The following is a 19,598-nucleotide window of genomic DNA, read 5'->3' as shown; positions in this document are numbered from 1 at the left end:
CAACGCCGCGCCACACCTGACGACCCACCGATCCAACCGACCATGCCGGATACCGTTTGCCGCCCGCCGCGGCTGATTCTTGCTTCCAGTTCCCGTTACCGCCGAGCGCTCCTCGAGCGCCTCGGCGTGCCGTTCGACGTCGTGTCGCCCGACCTCGACGAAACCCCGCTCGCCGGCGAAACGCCGGCCGCGACCGCGCTGCGCCTCGCCGCCGCGAAAGCACGCGCGGTGGCCGCGACGATCGACGCGCCGGACGGCGTGCTCGTGATCGGGTCGGATCAGGTCGCGACCTTCGACGGCCACCAGATCGGCAAGCCCGGTACGCACGAGCGCGCGCTCGCGCAACTCGTGTCGATGCAGGGCCGCGAAGTCGAATTCCACAGCGCGCTCTGCCTGTACGACAGCCGTACGGACGAAGCGCAGGTCGAGGACATCGTCACGCACGTGCGCTTTCGCTCGCTGCCCGAGGCCGAACTCGACGCCTACCTGCACGCGGAAACGCCGTACGACGTGGCCGGCAGCGCGAAATCCGAAGGGCTCGGCATCGCCCTGCTCGACGCGATCGACTCGGACGACCCCACCGCACTCGTCGGCCTGCCGCTGATCGCCCTCACGCGGATGCTGCGCGCCGCCGGCTACCCATTGTTTGCAACCACTCGTGGAGACCGCGCATGACCGCCGGCACGCTTTATCTCGTTCCGAACACGCTCGGCGAAGGCGACGAATCGATGCTCGCCGCCGTGCTGCCCGCCGCCGTGCAGGCGCGCGCCGGCACGCTCGGCTATTACATCGGCGAGAACGCGAAAACGACCCGCGCGTTTCTGAAGAAGATCGGTACGACGCGGCCGATCCAGGAAATCGAGATCAGCGAGCTGAACGTCAATACGCCGGCCGGCGCGATCGACCGGCTGCTCGCACCGGTGCTGGCCGGCGCGGATGCCGGCCTCGTGTCGGAGGCCGGCTGCCCGGCCGTCGCCGATCCCGGCGCGTTGCTGGTGCGCCGCGCGCACGAGCGCGGCGTGAAGGTCGTGCCGCTCGTCGGACCGAGTTCGATCCTGCTCGCGCTGATGGCGTCGGGCCTGAACGGCCAGAGCTTCGCGTTCAACGGCTATCTGCCGGTCGATGCGGCCGCGCGCGCGAAACGCCTGCGCGAACTCGAGCAACTGTCGCGCAAGGCGCGCCAGACGCAGATCTTCATCGAAACGCCGTACCGGAATCACGCGATGCTCGACACGCTGGTCGCGACCTGCGCGCCGTCGACGCAGATCTGCGTCGCGGCCGATCTGACCCTCGCGACCGAGACGATCGCGAGCCGCACGGCGGCGGACTGGAAAAAGGCGCCGGCGCCGAATCTGCACAAGCGCCCCGCGATCTTCCTGCTGCTCGCGAACTGATTGATGCCGCGACCGGCGATCCACCGATGAATGAAAGGCGGGCCATCGCGGCCCGCCGATCGCCGCCGTCAGCGCAGGCTGACTGACGCGCCGCCAGCCGTCAGCGCCTTCATCGCAGCGCCGCCGACGGCCGCGCCGAACTTGCGCGCGACACGGTTCGTCAGGCTTTCCTTCACCGTATAGTCGACCAGATCCGGCGCCTTCAGCACGTCGCGCGCGACCGTGTCGGTGGTGCCGTAGCCGTCGGCGAGCCCGAGCTCGACGCTCTTCTCGCCGGTCCAGAACAGGCCGGAGAACATGTCCGGCGTCTCGTGCAGCCGCTTGCCGCGGCCATCCTTCACGGCCTTGATGAACTGCGCATGCACCTGGTCGAGCAGCTCCTGCGCGTGCGCGTCCATCTTCGGCGTTTCCGGCGAGAACGGATCGTAGAAGCCCTTGTTTTCGCCCGACGTATGCAGGCGCCGCTCGACCCCGAGCTTGCCCATCAGCCCGGTGAAGCCGAAGCCGTCCATCAGCACGCCGATCGAGCCGACGATGCTCGCCTTGTCGACGAAGATCTTGTCGGCCGCGGACGCGATGTAATAGCCGCCCGATGCGCACATGTCGGTCACGACGACGTACAGCGGCTTGTCCGGATACTTCTTGCGCAGCCGCCGGATCTCGTCGTAGACCATGCCGGCCTGCACCGGGCTGCCGCCCGGGCTGTTGATCCGCAGCACGACGCCGACCGTGCCGTCGTCGTCGAACGCAGCGTCGAGCGCGGTGTTGATGTCGTCGGCGTTCGCGTTGACGCCTGCCGCGATCTCGCCGTCGATCGTCACGAGCGCCGTATGCCGCCCGCTCGACGAGAACTTCGAATCGCTCGAGAAATCGATCAGCGCGAACGCGAGCAGCACGAACACGCCGAGAAACGCGAAGCGGAAGAAGATCTTCCAGCGCCGTGCGGCGCGCTGCTCCTTGACGGCCGCGAGCGCGATCCGCTCGAGCGCTGCGCGCTCCCAGGCCGGTTCACGGCTGTCGGGACGGGAGGAGGAATCCGGGGAATTCGGTTGGTCGGCCATGCAGTGGTGTCGTCAGTCGGTCGTGGCGGGCGTGGCGGGATGCAGGTCCGCATCGGGCACCCAGAATACCGCACGGCCGTCGGGCGTGTCGCGCTCGTCGACCTCGACCGGCCGCAGGCGGCCGCCGCGGCACGGGCCACCGACGCACTTGCCGGTATCCGGCGCGTAGATCGCGCCGTGCGTCGCGCACATCAGATAGAGGCCCGACGACTCGAAGAATTGCCCTTCGGCCCAGTCGAGCTCCATCGGCACATGCGCGCAGCGGTTCAGGTAGCCGTAGGCGCGGCCGTCGTAGCGCACGAAGAACACGACCGCCTGCTCGCCGCGCAGCGTCGCGTCGACGCGCACCCCGGCGCCGCCGTCGGTCAGCGCGTCCGACGCGCACACGCGCACGGCGTCCGGCGCCGCGCTCATGCGTGCTCCCGCAGCCATGCGGCCAGCGCACCGACGTCCGGCGCGACGAAGCGCGGCGTGAGCGCCGCCAGCGCATCGGCCGTGTGCGCGCCATACGCGACGCCGACGCCGGCCGCGCCGGCGCTGGCCGCCATCTGCAGGTCGTGCGTCGTATCGCCGATCATCACGGTGCGCGACAGGTCCTGCCCCAATTCCCGCGACAACTCGTGCAGCATCGCCGGATGCGGTTTCGAGAACGTTTCGTCCGCGCAGCGCGTCGCGTCGAACCAGCTCGTCAGTTTCGACTGGTCGAGCACGCGATTCAGCCCGACCCGACCCTTGCCGGTTGCGACGGCGAGCAGATAGCCCGTATCGCGCAGTTCGGCGAGCAGCTCGCGCACGCCGGCGAACAGCTCGATGCGCTGGTCGTCGAGCAGGTAGTGATAGCGGTAGCGCTCGGCCAGCCGTGCGTAGTCGGACGGATCGAGGGTCGGCGCCGTGATCTGCAGCGCGTCCCGCAGGCCGAGGCCGATCACGTAGCGGGAAGCTTCGTCGGACGGCGTGGGCAAGCCGAGATCGCGGCATGCCGCCTGGATGCTGTGCGCGATGTGCGCAGTCGAATCCATCAGCGTGCCGTCCCAGTCGAAGACGATCAGGTCAAATTGCTGTCGGGCCATGCGGTTCAGGCGGTATCGCGCAATGCGCTGAGTTGATCGAGGAAGCGCCGGCACTCGGCCGGCAGCGGCGCATCGAACTGCAGCGCCTCGCCGGTCAGCGGATGAGCGAGCTTGAGGCGGTGCGCATGCAGGAACATCCGTTTCAGCGACGGCTGCGCGTTCGCGCGCGCCAGCGCCTTGTTCAATGCGAAATCGCCATACTTGGCGTCGCCGGCGATCGGCAGGCCGAGATGCGCGAGGTGCACCCGGATCTGATGGGTCCGACCCGTTTTGAGTTCCGCTTCGACGAGCACGTAGTCCGGCCAGCGGTCGACGAGATTGAACACCGTATGCGACGCGAGCCCGTCCTCCTGCACCCGTACGCGGCGCTCCCCTTCCGGGGTCGAATACTTGAACAGCGGCGCCTTCACCGCGCGGCGCCGGCCCCAGTCGGGCTGCCATTCGCCGTGCGCGCACGCGAAGTAGCGCTTGTCCATCCGGTTCTCGCGGATCTGCTCGTGCAGGCCGACGAGCGCCGTGCGCTTCTTCGCGAGCATCAGGATCCCGGACGTCTCGCGGTCGAGCCGGTGCACCAGTTCGAGGAATTTCGCGCGCGGACGCGCCTGGCGCATCTGCTCGATCACGCCGAACGCGACGCCGCTGCCGCCGTGGACCGCGACCCCGGCCGGCTTGTCGATGACGAGCATCGCGTCGTCCTCGTACAGCACGTCGAAATGCGCGGGCGGCACGACGGGCGTGTCGGCGCGCGCGAGGTCGGCCGCCGCCACGCGCACCGGCGGCACGCGGACGAGGTCGCCGAGCTCCAGGCGGTACTGCGCGTCGATCCGGCCCTTGTTCACGCGCACTTCGCCGCTGCGGAGGATCCGGTAAATATGGCTTTTCGGCACGCCTTTACAGACGCGCAACAGGAAGTTGTCGATGCGCTGACCGGCCGAGTTTTCGTCGATCTCGATCATCGATACCTGGCCGCTTGCGACCGAATTCTGGGATATTTTGCCTAACTCATTCATACTGAATATAATTTTGCCCAGCCTGACGTTGTGGGTGGCCTGACCGGCCGGCCCCGGCTGAATCGGGCAAGGCGCAAGCGCAAACTGCTATTTTACTTGCGCCGGGGGTCCGCTGCTCGCCCCTAATCAAAGAGAAGCAGCAAGTTGCACGCACGGCGCCGCCCGTCGGCAAGGATCGCGCCCACAGGCGGATTCGGTCGGCAAGGCGCCGCGGTAACGGAAAGTTGGTTGAAAAGAATTTGATCGGCAGCCGACGGCGCGCAGTGCGTCCGCAGGCTGCCGGTTGCGAAAATTACGGCGTTGCGCCCGATTTGGCCCCGCGAAGCGTGCGGGGCTTGGCGACGTCAAACCAGGGAAGTACACCCCAAGCGGGAAAGTCGGGCTGGATTCGATACTCCCCGCTGCGGCCCAAGCCGCAGCATCTGCCGCCCGTCGGCGCGCGCGACGCATTGCGCGCGCCCGTGGCAATGCCCGGACAGGCTTAGCGCGCTTTTGCAGCGTGCGGTGTGTGAACGCCGTGCTTTGAAGCCGTATTCGCAGGTGCCCTATGGCCGCCGGCCCCGTCTTTCGGGCCCAAGCGCCTCTTCAGGCAATTCTCCCCGCCAGCATTCCCGCTCCAGCGTGCTCGTGACAACACAACAAGGTGCGGCCTGTCGTCGTTCCCGCCCTCGCGCCTGACAACCGCGAGGCGCCGGCAGCGGAGCCGCCTGGAGTCGTTCATGAAACGCATGCTGTTCAATGCGACGCAGCAGGAGGAGCTGCGCGTCGCCATCGTCGATGGGCAAAAGCTCATCGACATCGACATCGAAACCGCCGGGCGCGAACAGCGCAAAGGCAATATCTACAAAGGTGTCATCACCCGTATCGAGCCGTCGCTCGAAGCGTGCTTCGTCAACTACGGCGAAGACCGCCACGGCTTCCTGCCGTTCAAGGAAGTCGCCCGCCAGTACTTCAAGGAAGGCATCGACATGCGCTCCGCGCGCATTCAGGATGCGCTGCGCGAAGGCCAGGAGCTGATCGTCCAGGTCGAGAAGGAAGAGCGTGGCAACAAGGGCGCCGCCCTCACCACCTTCATCTCGCTCGCCGGCCGCTATCTCGTGCTGATGCCGAACAACCCGCGCGGCGGCGGCGTATCGCGCCGAATCGAAGGCGACGAGCGCCAGGAACTGCGCGAAACGATGGCGCAGCTGCAGATTCCGGACGGCATGAGCATGATCGCCCGTACCGCGGGCATCGGCCGCAGCGCCGAGGAACTGCAGTGGGACCTGAACTACCTGCTGCAACTGTGGCGCGCGATCGAGGCTGCCTCGCAAAGCGGCAACGCCGGCCAGCCGATGCTGATCTATCTGGAATCGAGCCTCGTGATCCGCGCGATCCGGGACTATTTCCAGCCGGATATCGGCGAAATCCTGATCGATACGAACGAAATCCATGATCAGGCCCGTGCCTTCATGGACATCGTGATGCCGGACAACGTCGCGAAGGTGAAGCGCTATCACGACGACGTGCCGCTGTTCTCCCGCTTCCAGATCGAGCACCAGATCGAAACCGCGTACTCGCGCACGGTCCCGCTGCCGTCGGGCGGCGCGATCGTGATCGACCACACCGAAGCGCTCGTCGCGATCGACGTGAACTCCGCACGCGCGACCAAGGGCGCGGACATCGAGGAAACGGCCACCCGCACGAACCTCGAAGCGGCCGACGAAGTCGCCCGCCAACTGCGCCTGCGCGACCTCGGCGGCCTGATCGTGATCGATTTCATCGACATGGAATCGGCGAAGAGCCAGCGTGAAGTCGAGCAGCGCCTGAAGGACGCGCTCAAGCACGACCGTGCGCGCGTGCAGATGGGCAAGATCTCGCGCTTCGGCCTGATGGAACTGTCGCGCCAGCGCCTGCGCCCGGCGCTGTCGGAAGGCAGCCACGTGACGTGCCCGCGCTGCAACGGCACCGGCCACATCCGCGATACCGAATCGTCCGCGCTGCAGGTCCTGCGGATCATTCAGGAAGAAGCGATGAAGGAAAACACCGCGGCGATCCACTGCCAGGTGCCGGTCGAGGTGACCGCCTTCCTGCTGAACGAAAAGCGTCAGGAAATCAACAAGATCGAGTCGCGCTTCAAGGTCGGCATCGTGCTGATCCCGAACAAGCACCTCGATACGCCGCACTACAAGCTCGAGCGCCTGCGTCACGACGATGCGCGCCTCGACGATCCGCGCGCATCCTGGAAGATGGCCGAGGAAGCGGCCCGCGAGCTCGAATCGGAAACCGGCTACAGCAAGCGGGCGGCCGAAGTGAAGCCGAAGCAGGAAGCCGCGGTCAAGGGCATCACGCCCGAGCGTCCGGCACCGAGCCCGGCTCCGCAGCGTCCGGTCGAGCCCGTTGCCGCCCCCGCCCCGGCGCCCGTCGCCGCGGCAAGCGGCGGCTTCATCGGCTGGCTGAAGGGCCTGTTCGGCGTGTCGCCGGCACCGGCGCCCGCACCGGTCGCGCCGGCACCGGCGAAGGAGCAGGCAGCCCGTCCGGCGCGCGAGCGCACGGAAAAGACCGAGCAGCGCGGCGGCGATCGCAATCGCAACCGTCGCGGCGGCGCCCAGCAGGCGCAAGGCGGCCGCGACCCGGCAGCCGCAGGCCGTGGCCAGCCGCAACGCCAGGAACGCGAAGGCAAGGAAGTGCGCGAATCGCGTGAAGGCCGTGAGCCGCGCGAGGGTCGTGAGCTGCGTGAAGGTCGCGAGGGCCGCGAAAACCGCGAAGGTCGTGAAAACCGTGAGGGTCGCGAAGGTCGCGAGGGCCGTGGCCCGCGTGAAGGTCGCGAGCCGCGTGAAGGCCGTGAGCCGCGCGAACCGCGCGAGAACCGCGAACCGCGCGAGCGTGCCGAACAGCCGGAAGGCGTCGAAGCAACCGGCCGTGGCGAGCGTCAGGAACGCGGCGAGCGTCGCGAGCGCGGCGAACGCCGCAAGCCGACCCAGCACGCAGCCACGCTCGAAACCGTCACCCGCGGTGAAAACCATCCGGAACCGGAAACCGACAAGGTGGCGGCAGAAGCCCTGCCCGGCGCGGAACTGGCAGCCGATGCGGAAGCCGGCGCACGTGACGGCGAAGAACGCCGCCGTCGCCGTCGCGGCCGCCGCGGCGGTCGTCGCGAGCGCGAGGAAGACGGCGCAGTCGAGCAGGCCGAACAAGGCGCCGAAGGCGAAGTCGCCGCGCAAGCGGTGACGCCGGCCGCCCCGGTCGCTGCCGAACCGGCTCACACGGCCGCGCCGGCAGTCGTCGCGGCCGCAGCAAGCGCGGTCGCCGTGGAAGCCGTCGCCGAGCAGCATGCCGCACCGGCCGCTGTCGAAGCGCAGCCGGCACCGGCCCCCGCCGAAGTGGCTCCGGCCGCCCCGGTCGAGCCCGTCGCCGTCCAGGCAGCCGAACCGGCACCGGTCGCACCGGCCGTCGCGGAAGCAGGCCCGACGCCGGTCGCGGTGTCGCCGACCGATGCGTTCGAAGTGCCGGCAGCCGCTCCGGTCGCTGCCGAGGCGCCGCAAGCCGCACCGGTCGAGCAGGCCGCACCGGCTGCCGTGGCGATCGAGACCGCTCCGGTGGTGGTCGAAGCGGCGCCTGCGGTGGCCGAGGCACCGGTCGCAGCCGCGCCGGTCGAGGCCGTCGCCGCACCGGCACCGGCTCCCGCCCCCGCACAACCGGCAGCCGCGCCCGCTTCGGCGAGCCTGGACGTCGTGCTGGAGCAGGCCGGTCTCGTCTGGGTGAACACGGACGCCGACAAGTTCGCGGCCGCGCAGGAAGCCGCATCGCGACTCCCGCGCCCGGCCCGCGTGCCGCGCGAACGCAAGGTGCTGCCGCCGGCCGATACGGCGCCGATGCAGCAGGTCGAAACGACGCGCCACTAACGGCGCATCGCCCGACCAGGAAAAGCCCGCCTCCGGCGGGCTTTTTCATGTCCGCGCTGCGGGTTTCCGCCCACCGGACCGACCGGCCGGTTGCGGCTAAAATAGAGGTCTGGTTCGCACTTCTTCCAACATGTCCCGACGCATCATTCCTCTCGCCGACGTCAGCGGGATGCCGGACGTCTCCGGCGTCGCGCATGCCCCCGACGGCACGCTGGCCGACACGTTCGCCAGGCCGCTGCGCGACCTGCGCATTTCGGTGACGGACCGCTGCAATTTCCGTTGCGTGTACTGCATGCCGCGCGCGGTCTTCGACAAGGACTACCCGTTCCTGCCGCACAGCGCGCTGCTCACGCACGAGGAAATCGAGCGCGTGGCGCGACTCTTCGTCGCACACGGCGTCGAGAAGATCCGTATCACGGGCGGCGAACCGTTGCTGCGCAAGAACCTCGAATTCCTGATCGAGCGCCTCGCGCGCCTGACGACGCATGCCGGCCGCCCGCTCGACCTGACGCTGACGACCAACGGCTCGCTGCTCGCACGCAAGGCGCGCGCGCTGAAGGACGCCGGGCTCACGCGCGTCACGGTCAGCCTCGATGCGCTCGACGACACGCTGTTCAAGCGCATGAACGATGCGGAGTTCGCGAGCGCCGACGTGCTCGACGGCATCTTCGCCGCGCAGGCCGCGGGCCTCGCGCCGGTCAAGGTCAACATGGTCGTGAAGCGCGGCACCAACGACAGCGAGATCCTGCCGATGGCCGAGCGGTTCCGCGGCACCGGCGTGATCCTGCGTTTCATCGAATACATGGACGTCGGCACGTCGAACGGCTGGAACATGACCGAGGTGCTGCCGTCGGCGGACGTCGTCGCGCGCATCGCCGAACATTTCCCGCTGGTGCCGCTCGAGCCGCACACAGCGGCCGAAACCGCGCAGCGCTGGGGCTATGCGGACGGCAGCGGCGAGATCGGCGTGATCTCGAGCGTCACGCAGGCCTTCTGCGGCGATTGCACGCGTGCCCGGCTGTCGACCGAAGGCAAGCTGTACCTGTGCCTGTTCGCGTCGGCCGGCCACGACCTGCGTGCGCTCGTGCGGGGCGGCGCAAGCGATGCAGAGATCGCGACTGCGATCGCGCGCATCTGGCAGGCGCGCACCGATCGCTATTCGCAGCTGCGCGGCAGCGCCTCGGCCGACGCCACGCCCGACGGCGCCGGCAAGCGCGTCGAAATGTCGTATATCGGCGGCTGACGCCTCTTTCCGCCTTCACACGATGCCCGCTCCCGCTTCTCCGTCGATCGCCGGCCTGCTGCTCGCAGGCGGCCGAGCGACCCGCATGGACGGCGTCGACAAGGGCCTGCAACTGCTCGACGGTACGCCGCTCGCGCTGCACGTGCTGCGCCGGCTGTCGCCGCAGGTCGACGAGACGCTGATCAGCGCGAACCGCCATGCCGATCGCTATGCCGAGCTCGGTGCGCCGTTCGACGCGCGCATCGTCGCAGACGAAACGCCCGACTTCCCCGGGCCGCTCGCGGGCCTGCTCGCCGGCATGCGCGCGGCGCGCGCGCCGCTGGTCGCGTGCTCGCCGTGCGATACGCCGTATCTGCCCGCCGACCTCGTCGCGCAACTGCATACGGCGCTGGACGCACAGCAGGCCGACATCGCGATGGCGGTCACCGTCGACGCGCAGCAACTGCGCTCGCCGCAGCCGACGTTCGCGCTGCTGCGCACATCGCTGGCCGACGATCTGGCCGCGCGCCTCGCGGCCGGCGACCGCAAGGTGCGTGCGTGGTACGCACGCCACAAGACGGTCGAAGTCGAGTTTCGCGACGAGCGTGCGTTTTACAATGCCAACTCCTGGCAGGAACTCGCCGCGCTGGCCCGCCGCTGACGGCCCCGTGCCGTTCCCGCCCGGCGCCCGCCACACGCGAAACCCGCGCCCAGGCACCCTCCTCGCGCCACCGGCCACGAACCCGATACGCCTTGCGGCGCAGTCCGACTGATGATCACGCAATCCTCGCCCGCTTCCCGAACCGCACCCGACCCCGACGTCCCGCTGTCGCTCGCCGACGCGCAGGCGCTCGCGTGCCGCTTCGCGGTGCCCGTCGACGCGTGCGACACGGTGACGCTGCGCGATGCGCTCGACCGCGTGCTCGCGGTCGACGTGAGCGCGCCGTTCGACATTCCCGCGTACGACAATTCGGCCATGGACGGCTATGCGTTCGACGGCGGCAGCGCGGCACTCGCGTCGCCGCAGGGCGAGGTCGCGATGCCGGTCGCCGGCACCGCATTCGCCGGCCATCCGTTCGACGGCGCCGTGGCAGCCGGTGCATGCGTGCGGATCATGACCGGCGCGCCGATGCCGGCCGGATGCGACACCGTGATCCCGCAGGAACGCGTGCGCGTCGAGGGCGACACGATCCGCTTCGCCACGCGCGACGTCGCGCGCGGCGCGAACTGCCGCAAGGCCGGCGAGGATCTCGCGCGCGGCGCCTGTGCGCTCGCCGCGGGCCGCGTCCTGCGGCCGTCTGATCTCGGTCTGCTCGCGTCGTTCGGCGTCACCGACGTCATGGTGCGCCGGCGCGTGCGCGTCGCCGTGTTCTCGACCGGCGACGAGCTGCGCGAGCCCGGCGAACCGCTCGGCCGCGGCGCGCTGTACGACAGCAATCGCGGGATGCTGATCGCGATGCTCGAACGCCTGCACGTGGATGCGATCGATCTCGGCATCGTCCGCGACGACCCGGCCGCGCTCGATGCCGCATTGCGCGACGCCCTCGCCGCGCAGGCCGATGCGGTCATCACGTCGGGCGGCGTGTCGGTCGGCGAAGCCGACTTCACGCGCGACGTGATGGCGCGGCTCGGCGACGTGACGTTCGCGAGCCTTGCGCTGCGGCCCGGCCGGCCGCTCGCGTGCGGCACGCTCGCACGCGCGGCCGACGGCGCCGGCCACGCGCTGTTCTTCGGGCTGCCCGGCAATCCGGTCGCGTCCGCCGTGACGTTCTACGCCATCGTGCGCCCCGCGCTGCTGACGCTGGCCGGCGCGCAGACGCCGCCACCGGCGATGTACACGGCGCGCAGTACGCAGCCGTTGAAGACGCGCCCCGGTCGCACCGAATACCTGCGCGGCATCGCGACGCGCGCCGCCGACGGCCAATGGCACGTCGCACCGGCCGGATCGCAAAGCTCCGCGTCGCTGAGCGGCCTCGCAGACGCCAACTGTTTCATCGTCCTGGGCCACGATACCGCGGCAGTCGACGCGGGCGCCCCGGTCGACATCCTGCCGCTCGACGGCCTGATCTGAATTCCACTATCGGTATATCTCTACGGGGGCAATCCGCACATGAAGAAACAAATCTCGTCGATCGCCGCGGGACAGACCGCGAAGGCGCTGATTCTCGTCTACCTGACGTTCAGCGTGCCGATCGTGCTGCTCGGCATTCTCGTCGCGTACATCCGCTACGGGATGGTCGAACTGAGCACGATCCTGAGCGCGCTGCTGCTGAACGCGATCCTCGGTTTCGTGCTGCTGTGGATTGCGTGCCACGCGTACAACTGGGTCGCGTCGCGCTTCGGCGGCATCGAAATCGTGCTGTCCGATCCGCCGGAGGAAGCGTGAGCGGCACGCCGCTGATCCGCGCGGCCGCCCCGCGCGACGTCGGCGCGATCCTCGCGCTGATGCGCGAGCTGGCCGAGTTCGAGAAGCTCACGGATCTGTTCGTCGCGACCGAAGCCGATCTCGCCGACGCGCTGTTCGGCGAGCACCCCGCGGCCGAAGCGCTGGTGGCCGAGCGTGACGGCGCGATCGTCGCGTACGCGCTGTTCTTCCACAACTATTCGACGTTCCTCGGCCGCCGCGGGCTCTATCTCGAGGATCTGTACGTGCAGCCGTCGCAGCGCGGTACGGGCCTCGGCACCGCGATGCTGCGTCATCTCGCGGCACTCGCCGTCGAGCGCCGTTGCGCGCGCTTCGAGTGGTCGGTCCTCGACTGGAACCAGCCGGCAATCGATTTCTACGAGAAGATGGGCGCGACCGTGCTGCCGGAGTGGCGCATCGTACGCGTGACGGGTGGCGCGCTGGACACGCTCGCCGCGCATTGAGCGCGGGCCGGCCACGCCGGCGATCGCTGCAAAGGAAAACGGGCGCCGCGGCGCCCGTTTTTTCTGTCCGGCGGCTGCCGGCAACGCGTGTCATGCATCGTCCGCATCGGCGCCTTCGGCCCCTTCCGCGCCGAGCAGCCCGGCCGCCGTATCGCCCGGCAACGCCTCGACCTGCTTGAGCTTGCGGTTCATCACGCGCGTGCGCTGCTCGGCCGCCTCGATCGAACGCGTGACCGTTTCGAGCTGCGACTTCGTGCGCGCGAGCACGTCGCCGAACTTGCCGAACTCGGTCTTGACCGCGCCGAGCACCTGCCACACCTCGCTCGAGCGCTGCTCGATCGCGAGCGTGCGGAACCCCATCTGCAGGCTGTTCAGCAGCGCGGTGAGCGTGGTCGGCCCGGCGACCGTCACGCGATAGTCGCGCTGCAGCAGGTCGGTCAGCCCCGGGCGGCGCAGGATCTCCGCATAGAGCCCCTCGGTCGGCAGGAACAGCAGCGCGAAATCGGTCGTGTGCGGCGGCGCGACGTACTTCTCGGCGATCGTGCGCGCTTCCATCCGCACCCGCGCCTCGAGCGCACGCGCCGCCTCCTCGACCGCCACCGCATCGGCGCGCTCCTGCGCGTCGATCAACCGCTCGTAGTCTTCGCGCGGAAATTTCGCGTCGATCGGTAGCCACACCGGCGGCGCGTCGCGCGTGCCGGCATCGCGGCCCGGCAGCCGGATCGCGAATTCGACGCGCTCGGTACTCTTCGGCACCGTCGCGACGTTCTTCGCGTACTGCTCGGGTGTGAGCATCTGTTCGAGCAGCGCTTCGAGCTGCACCTCGCCCCAGGTGCCGCGCGTCTTCACGTTGGTCAGCACCTTCTTCAGGTCGCCGACGCCGGCCGCGAGGGTCTGCATCTCGCCGAGCCCGCGATGCACCTGCTCGAGCCGGTCCGACACGAGCTTGAACGATTCGCCGAGCCGCTGCTCGAGCGTCGCGTGCAGTTTCTCGTCGACGGTGCGGCGCATCTCCTCGAGCTTCGCCGCGTTGTTCGTCTCGATTTCCTTCAGCCGCTGTTCGAGCGTCGCACGCACTTCACCGATCCGGCGATCGTTCGCCTCGGTCAGTTGCGTGAGCTGCCGGTGCAACGTGTCGCCGAACAGCCGCAGCGCGCCCGTCTGCTCCTCGCGCGCCTGCTGGGCCTGGCGCTGCATGCTCTCGCGCATCGCGTCGAACTGCTGCGCGTTGCCGGCGACGAGCTTGCCGAGTTGCTGCGCGAACCCCTCGATCTGGTTGTTGTGCACGGTCGCCACGCTCGTCAGTTGCGCGGCGAGCGTCTGCTGCAACTGCGCGAAGCTGCCGGCCAGCTCGGTACGCGAGCCGCGCGCATTTTCGACGATCTCGCCGCGCAGTTCGCGCTCGAGCCGCTCGACCGCGCGCGCCTGCGCATGCGCGGCGTCCTCGATCTGGTCGCCGAGCACGGCCGCATCGTCGTGGCGGCCGCCGCGCACGAGCGCGACGATCGCCACCGCGAGCGCGACAGCGAGCACGACGACCGCCGCAAGCAACAACGTCATCGTCATGCGCGCGGCTTCCCGATCACGTCAGGGTTGATCGGATTCGGCGGCCGCCCCGCCCGTGGCCCCTCGCCCAGCGCGGCGATCAGGTTGTCGGCGGCGAGATCCGCCATCGCGCGGCGGGTCTTTTCGGTGGCGCTTGCGATATGCGGCGTCAGCACGACGTTCGGCACCTCGAGCAGCGCCGGATGCACGCTCGGCTCGCCCTCGTACACGTCGAGGCCGGCCGCGGCGATCGTCCCGTCGCGCAGTGCGACGGCCAGCGCCGCATCGTCGACGATCCCGCCGCGCGCGATGTTGGTCAGCGTCGCCGTCGGCTTCATCTTCGCGAGCTCGGCCGCGCCGATCGTGTGATGGTTCTCTTTCGTGTACGGCAGCACGAGCACGACATGATCGGCGCGCGCGAGCAGCGCATCCTTCGACACGTATTCGGCATTCAGCTCGGCTTCGATCTCGGGCGCGACCCGCGACCGGTTGTGGTAGATCACCTGCATCCCGAAGCCGCGCGCGCGGCGCGCGAGCGCCTGGCCGATGCGACCCATCCCGATCACGCCGAGCGTCGAGCCATGGATGTCGGCGCCGAGAAAGCCGTCGTACGCCCACTTCTGCCAGTGGCCGGCGCGCAGCCAGTGTTCGGATTCGGCGATCCGGCGCGCCGCGGCCATCATCAGCGCCCAGCCGAAATCGGCGGTCGATTCGTTCAGCACGTCGGGCGTATTGGTGCCGAGCACGTTCGCCGCGTTGAATGCGGCCATGTCGAAGTTGTTGTAGCCGACCGCCATGTTCGCCACGACGCGCAGACGCGGCGCCGCCGCGAGCGTGGCCGCGCCGACCGGGTCGCCGGCCGTCAGCGCGCCGTCCTTGTCGGCCAGACGCGCGGCGAGCGCGTCGGGCGCGAGCGCGTCGCCGTCGTTCCAGTCGACTTCGAAATACTGCTTGAGCCGTTCGATCACGTCCGGAAAGATCGGACGCGCGACCAGGATCTTCTGCATCGCCATCTCCGCATGCCGCGGACGGATGGCGGCGCACCATGCGCCGCCGGGACCGCCCGCTCGGGGTTGAAAATCGTCAGCTTACGCCGTGAAGAAAAGCCACGACGTCAGCAGGAATACCGGTATCAGCACGACAAGCGCCCAGCCGAGGTACGCGAAGAAGCTCGGCATCTTCACGCCGCGCGATTCGGCGATCGCCTTCACCATGAAGTTCGGCGCGTTGCCGATGTAGCTGTTCGCGCCCATGAACACCGCGCCGGCGGAAATCGCGGCGAGTGTCGACGCACCGGTCGTCATCAGCGTCCGCGCATCGCCGCCCGCGAGGTTGAAGAACACGAGATAGGTCGGCGCGTTGTCGAGGAACGACGACAGGATGCCGGTCGCCCAGAAGTACATCGCGTCGATCGGCTTGCCGTCAGGCCCCGTGACGAGATGGACGATCTGCGCGAACGCGCCATCCGCGCCGGCGCGCAGGATCACGATCACCGGCGCGATCGTCACGAAGATGCCCGCGAACAGCTTCGCGACTTCCTCGATCGGCGCCCAGTTGAACGCGTTGCCCTCGCGCGCGGAACGCGGCGTCAGCGCGAGCGACACGAGCGTCACGACCACGAGCGCGACGTCGCGCACGAGATTCTGCAGCGCGACGTGCGTGCCCCACACGTCGAACGAGATGCCCGGCTTCCACACGCCGCTCATCAGCACGAGCGCGATCACGGCCGCCAGCAGCACGAAGTTGACCTTGCCGTCGATCGACAGCGCCGCACCGTCGGGCGTCGGATCGAGCGCGGCCGGCCGCTCCTCGCCGCCCTTCCGGTAGAAGTACGTATCGAGCGCGAAGAACAGCGTCAGCAGCACCACGCAGATGAACAGCATCGGCAGCGCGAGATGCGTGGTCGTCCAGAAGAAGCTCACGCCGTTCAGGAAGCCGAGGAACAGCGGCGGATCGCCGAGCGGCGACAGCGAGCCGCCCGCGTTCGCGACGAGGAAGATGAAGAAGATCACGACGTGCACGACATGCTTGCGGTTGTCGTTGGCGCGCAGGAGCGGCCGGATCAGCAGCATCGCGGCGCCCGTCGTGCCCATCACGCTCGCGAGCAGCGTACCGAGCGCGAGTATCGCGGTATTCAGTTTCGGCGACCCATGCAGGTTGCCGTTCACGCAGATGCCGCCCGCGACCGTATAGAGCGCGGTGAGCAGCACGATGAACGGAATGTATTCCTCGAGCAGCGCATGCACGAGCGTGCCGAACGCGGTGCCGATGCCGAACGCGACCGCGAACGGCGCGAGGAACACGATCGCCCAGCCGGCGGCGATCTTGCCGAAGTGGTGATGCCAGAACACGGGGGCGACGAGCGGGAACAGCGCGATGGACAGCAGGATCCCGGCGAACGGGATGCCCCAGAGCGCGGACAGCGTGGCACCGTCGAGCGTGGCGGCCGATGCAAGCGCGGGAGCGGCGCCAAGCGCGATTCCCGACGCCATGCCCGCCCAGGCGGCATGTCGTTTCATGCAGAACTTCCTTGTTCGAGTAGGGGTGAATGCAGCGGGCGCGTCATGCGCCCCGTACGACGATCGCGTGCACGCGGTACGGGCCGTGTGCGCCCAGGATGATCGTTTGTTCGATGTCGCCCGTGCGCGACGGGCCGGACACGAAATTGACCGCGCGCGGCAGCTCGCCGCGCTCCGCGCGAATCAGCGCGAACGCGTCTTCATGACCGGCGACGATGCGCGATGCCGGCACGATCGCGATGTGGGTTTCCGGCAGCAGGCCGGCCGATGCGTAAGTGTCGGGGCCGGACAGCAATACCAGCGACCCCGTTTCGGCGGTCGCGCAAAAGCAGCCGGTCAGACCGACCAGATCGCCGTCGCGCGGCTTGCGGCACTCGACCGACAGGCCGGCGCCGGCCCAGTCGAGATCGGCGAGCGTGCGCCAAGCGATGGCCTGCGTCGGCAGGCCGTGAGCGGCAAGATAGCGGGCGGCGGCGGCAGGCACGTCGGCCAGCGTCGCGACTTCGTCGACCGTGGTCGACAGGCGCGCCGCTTCGTCGACGAAAGCGGCGACGAGGTCGGCCGGCGCCGGCGGGCGCGGCCCCTCCGGATGACGGGCGAGATAGTCGGCGACGCCGTCGCGCTCCGCTGCATCGGGTTCGGCCGCGCGCCCCTGCGCCGCGCGAATGCGCGCGAGGATCTGGCGACGGGCAGCGGAAGTGTCCATGAACGGTCCTCGTGACGGTGGCGGGCAATACGTCGGATTATACCGACCGCCCCTGCCGCGACGCACCTTCGGCCGAACGGCCGGCGCCTACTTCGACGCGTCTTCCTCGACCGGCTGCGCGATGCCGAACACCTGCCGCAGGTACGCGAGATACGCCTTGTCGTCGCACATGCTCTTGCCCGGCGAATCGGACAGCTTCGCGACCGGCTGCCCGTTGCAGCGAACCATCTTGATCACGATCTGCAGCGGCACGTAGCCAAGATCGTTGGTGAGGTTGGTGCCGACGCCGAACGCGAGCTTGCAGCGGCCGCGGAACCGTTCGTACAGCTGCATGACCTTCGGAATGTCGAGCGCGTCCGAGAACACCAGCACCTTGGTGCGCGGGTCGCACCGGTTCGCTTCGTAGTGGCGCAGCATCCGCTCGCCCCACTCGAACGGATCGCCCGAATCGTGGCGCGCGCCGTCGAACAGCTTGCAGAAGTACATGTCGAAGTCGTTCAGGAACGCGTCCATGCCGTAGACGTCCGACAGCGCGATCCCGAGGTCGCCGCGATATTCCTTCGCCCACATCTCGAAGCCGTAGATCTGCGAATCGCGCAGCCGCGGGCCGAGCGCCTGGCACGCCTGCAGATACTCGTGCGCCATCGTGCCGAGCGGCGTGATGTCGTGCTTCATCGCGTACAGCACGTTGCTCGTGCCCGCGAACTGCGGCCCGAGCCCGTCGCGCAGCGTGAGCGCGACTTCCTCGTGCCAGACCTTCGAGAAGCGCCGGCGCGTGCCGTAATCGGCGATCTTGCAGTCGGCGAACTCGGGCTTCGCGCCGAGCAGCTTGATCTTCTCGCGCAGCCGTTCGCGGCCTTCGCGATAGTCGGGCTCGCGCTGCGTGTTGCGGAAATAGACTTCGTTGACGATCGCGAGCACCGGGATCTCGAACAGGATCGTATGCAGCCACGGCCCCTCGATCACGATGTCGATCTCGCCGTTGCCCTTCGGCGACGGCGTGACCGAGATGTACTTCTCGTTCAGGTGGAACAGCGCGAGGAAATCGACGAAGTCGCTCTTGATGAAGCGCATCCGCCGCAGGTAATCGAGTTCGACGTCGGAAAAGCGCAGCGAGCACAGGCCGCGCACCTCGTCGCGAATCTCGTCGATGTACGGCACGAGATCGACGCCGGGCGTACGGCACCGGAAGCGGTATTCGACGTTTGCAGCGGGAAAGTGATGCAGGACGACCTGCATCATCGTGAACTTGTAGAGATCCGTGTCCAGCAGCGAAGTGATGATCATGATGACGGCACCGCCAATATCATGACCGGGCCCCGGCGCACCGCGCGCCGCCCGGTCTGTCGGTCATGTTACCCGAATGCGGGCCGGACCATCGTGAAACCGCCCTCGCCGCCGGGCCGCGTCGCGCCGCCGCCGGGTGCGCGGGTATCCGCGTTGCGCACGCCATAAACTAATCACGAAACGATATAAGCCGGATAGCCGACCACGTCATGCGGGTTTTGCGCTTCAGTTACAATGCCGCTTTTGGCGCAAACGCCACCCCATATATACCGCCAAGCAGGAGCGTTTTAATGACTCACGTTGTGACCGAAGGCTGCATCAAGTGCAAATACACGGATTGCGTGGATGTGTGCCCGGTGGATTGCTTCCGTGAAGGTCCCAACTTTCTCGCCATCGATCCGGACGAGTGCATCGACTGCGCCGTGTGCGTCGCCGAATGCCCGACCAATGCGATCTATGCCGAAGAAGACGTTCCGACCGACCAGCAGCAGTTCACCGAGCTGAATGCCGAGCTGGCGAAGAATTGGCCGTCGATCACGAAGACCAAGCCGGCGCCGGCCGACGCGGACGAGTGGAAGGACGTGCAGGAGAAGCTGCACCTGCTCGAGCGCTGATCGCGCGGCGGCCGCAAAAAATTTCATGCGGCGCGGCTCCAAGGTGTTGACAGGTTAGCGAACACTCCATACAATCTCGTTTCTCTGCTGTTGCTTGTTTGTTCCCCGATAGCTCAGTCGGTAGAGCGCCGGACTGTTAATCCGTAGGTCCCTGGTTCGAGCCCAGGTCGGGGAGCCAAAAACGCAAAGGCCCGTTGAAAGTGGACGGGTTTTTTGTTGGAACACACAACACGCAGATGTACCGATTTATTCCCCGATAGCTCAGTCGGTAGAGCGCCGGACTGTTAATCCGTAGGTCCCTGGTTCGAGCCCAGGTCGGGGAGCCAAACAGCGAAAGGCCCGTCATTCGACGGGCCTTTTGTTTTTCCGGCCGCCGTTCCCTCTTCCCGCTTTTCGTGGTCCGGTCATGCGCATGCTA

Annotated in this window: 18 protein-coding genes and 2 tRNA genes; 11 read left to right on the top strand and 9 right to left on the bottom strand. The window is 68.3% G+C overall.

From position 1 onward, the window contains the following. The first annotated feature begins 42 nt into the window (after positions 1 to 42). Both DFS13_RS07645 and DFS13_RS07640 read left to right on the top strand, forming a co-directional pair. Positions 43 to 675 (top strand): Maf-like protein, encoded by a 633-nt coding sequence (locus DFS13_RS07645; RefSeq protein ID WP_006489696.1) that lies wholly within the window; start codon positions 43 to 45, stop codon positions 673 to 675. After that, on the top strand, positions 672 to 1,394 hold the full coding sequence (locus DFS13_RS07640) for an SAM-dependent methyltransferase (RefSeq protein WP_006489699.1): 723 nt from the start codon (positions 672 to 674) through the stop codon (positions 1,392 to 1,394). Before DFS13_RS07645 ends, DFS13_RS07640 begins: the two co-directional genes overlap by 4 nt. 68 nt (positions 1,395 to 1,462) lie before the next feature. Here DFS13_RS07640 and DFS13_RS07635 read toward each other — a convergent pair whose 3' ends face one another. The 4 genes from DFS13_RS07635 to DFS13_RS07620 are packed head-to-tail and all read right to left on the bottom strand — an operon-like array spanning position 1,463 to position 4,535. Further along, entirely contained in the window at positions 1,463 to 2,455 is a 993-nt protein-coding gene (locus tag DFS13_RS07635; protein ID WP_048987065.1) for a S49 family peptidase, read from the bottom strand. 12 nt (positions 2,456 to 2,467) lie between these two features. Then, positions 2,468 to 2,869 carry a Rieske 2Fe-2S domain-containing protein gene (locus DFS13_RS07630; RefSeq protein ID WP_006493745.1) on the bottom strand — a complete coding sequence of 134 codons (402 nt, stop codon included), beginning with the start codon at positions 2,867 to 2,869 and terminating at the stop codon, positions 2,468 to 2,470. Next, positions 2,866 to 3,525, bottom strand: coding sequence for an HAD-IA family hydrolase (locus DFS13_RS07625; protein WP_006493743.1), 660 nt, complete (start codon positions 3,523 to 3,525; stop codon positions 2,866 to 2,868). Before DFS13_RS07625 ends, DFS13_RS07630 begins: the two co-directional genes overlap by 4 nt. 5 nt (positions 3,526 to 3,530) lie before the next feature. Further along, entirely contained in the window at positions 3,531 to 4,535 is a 1,005-nt protein-coding gene (locus DFS13_RS07620) for an RluA family pseudouridine synthase (RefSeq protein ID WP_034200839.1), read from the bottom strand. Positions 4,536 to 5,254: 719 nt separating this feature from the next. Between DFS13_RS07620 and DFS13_RS07610 the strand changes: the two genes are divergently transcribed. The 6 genes from DFS13_RS07610 to DFS13_RS07585 all read left to right on the top strand — a co-directional run bounded on the left by DFS13_RS07610 (position 5,255) and on the right by DFS13_RS07585 (position 12,509). Beyond that, the gene (locus DFS13_RS07610) at positions 5,255 to 8,419 is read left to right on the top strand and encodes an Rne/Rng family ribonuclease (protein ID WP_111441536.1); all 3,165 of its coding nucleotides are present in this window, start codon (positions 5,255 to 5,257) and stop codon (positions 8,417 to 8,419) included. A 130-nt stretch (positions 8,420 to 8,549) separates the two neighbouring features. Further along, complete coding sequence (moaA, locus tag DFS13_RS07605) at positions 8,550 to 9,662, top strand: GTP 3',8-cyclase MoaA (protein ID WP_006488636.1); 1,113 nt, start codon at positions 8,550 to 8,552, stop codon at positions 9,660 to 9,662. A gap of 22 nt (positions 9,663 to 9,684) precedes the next feature. Beyond that, entirely contained in the window at positions 9,685 to 10,302 is a 618-nt protein-coding gene (gene mobA / locus DFS13_RS07600; protein WP_006488635.1) for a molybdenum cofactor guanylyltransferase MobA, read from the top strand. 111 nt (positions 10,303 to 10,413) lie between these two features. Beyond that, on the top strand, positions 10,414 to 11,712 hold the full coding sequence (gene glp / locus DFS13_RS07595) for a gephyrin-like molybdotransferase Glp (protein ID WP_080331969.1): 1,299 nt from the start codon (positions 10,414 to 10,416) through the stop codon (positions 11,710 to 11,712). Positions 11,713 to 11,751: 39 nt separating this feature from the next. After that, positions 11,752 to 12,027 carry a hypothetical protein gene (locus DFS13_RS07590; protein ID WP_006476519.1) on the top strand — a complete coding sequence of 92 codons (276 nt, stop codon included), beginning with the start codon at positions 11,752 to 11,754 and terminating at the stop codon, positions 12,025 to 12,027. Next, positions 12,024 to 12,509, top strand: coding sequence for a GNAT family N-acetyltransferase (locus tag DFS13_RS07585; protein WP_006496519.1), 486 nt, complete (start codon positions 12,024 to 12,026; stop codon positions 12,507 to 12,509). Before DFS13_RS07590 ends, DFS13_RS07585 begins: the two co-directional genes overlap by 4 nt. 90 nt (positions 12,510 to 12,599) lie before the next feature. Here the strand turns inward: DFS13_RS07585 and rmuC are convergent, their stop codons facing one another. The 5 genes from rmuC to pncB form a co-directional block, all read right to left on the bottom strand. Next, entirely contained in the window at positions 12,600 to 14,075 is a 1,476-nt protein-coding gene (gene rmuC, locus DFS13_RS07580) for a DNA recombination protein RmuC (protein ID WP_111441535.1), read from the bottom strand. Next, on the bottom strand, positions 14,072 to 15,061 hold the full coding sequence (locus DFS13_RS07575) for a D-glycerate dehydrogenase (protein ID WP_006486189.1): 990 nt from the start codon (positions 15,059 to 15,061) through the stop codon (positions 14,072 to 14,074). Before DFS13_RS07575 ends, rmuC begins: the two co-directional genes overlap by 4 nt. An 81-nt stretch (positions 15,062 to 15,142) precedes the next feature. Beyond that, positions 15,143 to 16,573, bottom strand: coding sequence for a sodium:proton antiporter (locus DFS13_RS07570; protein WP_058902108.1), 1,431 nt, complete (start codon positions 16,571 to 16,573; stop codon positions 15,143 to 15,145). Between the two features lie 43 nt (positions 16,574 to 16,616). Then, positions 16,617 to 17,279: a lactate utilization protein C gene (locus tag DFS13_RS07565; protein WP_006486205.1), complete on the bottom strand. Its 663-nt coding sequence runs from the start codon at positions 17,277 to 17,279 to the stop codon at positions 16,617 to 16,619. A gap of 87 nt (positions 17,280 to 17,366) precedes the next feature. Further along, positions 17,367 to 18,566 carry a nicotinate phosphoribosyltransferase gene (gene pncB, locus DFS13_RS07560; protein WP_006486197.1) on the bottom strand — a complete coding sequence of 400 codons (1,200 nt, stop codon included), beginning with the start codon at positions 18,564 to 18,566 and terminating at the stop codon, positions 17,367 to 17,369. A gap of 290 nt (positions 18,567 to 18,856) precedes the next feature. On the opposite strand from pncB, the gene fdxA reads away from it, so the two are divergent. From fdxA to DFS13_RS07540, 3 genes are all read left to right on the top strand, one after another. Continuing rightward, complete coding sequence (fdxA, locus tag DFS13_RS07550; RefSeq protein ID WP_006496521.1) at positions 18,857 to 19,180, top strand: ferredoxin FdxA; 324 nt, start codon at positions 18,857 to 18,859, stop codon at positions 19,178 to 19,180. Positions 19,181 to 19,282: 102 nt separating this feature from the next. Next, a tRNA-Asn gene (locus DFS13_RS07545) sits at positions 19,283 to 19,358 on the top strand. 72 nt (positions 19,359 to 19,430) lie between these two features. Continuing rightward, positions 19,431 to 19,506: transfer RNA gene (locus tag DFS13_RS07540), tRNA-Asn, on the top strand. The last annotated feature ends 92 nt before the right edge of the window (positions 19,507 to 19,598 follow it).

Origin of the sequence: Burkholderia sp. 28_3 (assembly GCF_003253915.1) — a bacterium.
In the GTDB taxonomy this organism is placed as follows: Bacteria; Pseudomonadota; Gammaproteobacteria; order Burkholderiales; family Burkholderiaceae; genus Burkholderia; species Burkholderia cenocepacia.
The sequence above is the reverse complement of the archived record's forward strand: the minus strand, read 5'-3'. Positions and strand labels throughout refer to the sequence as shown.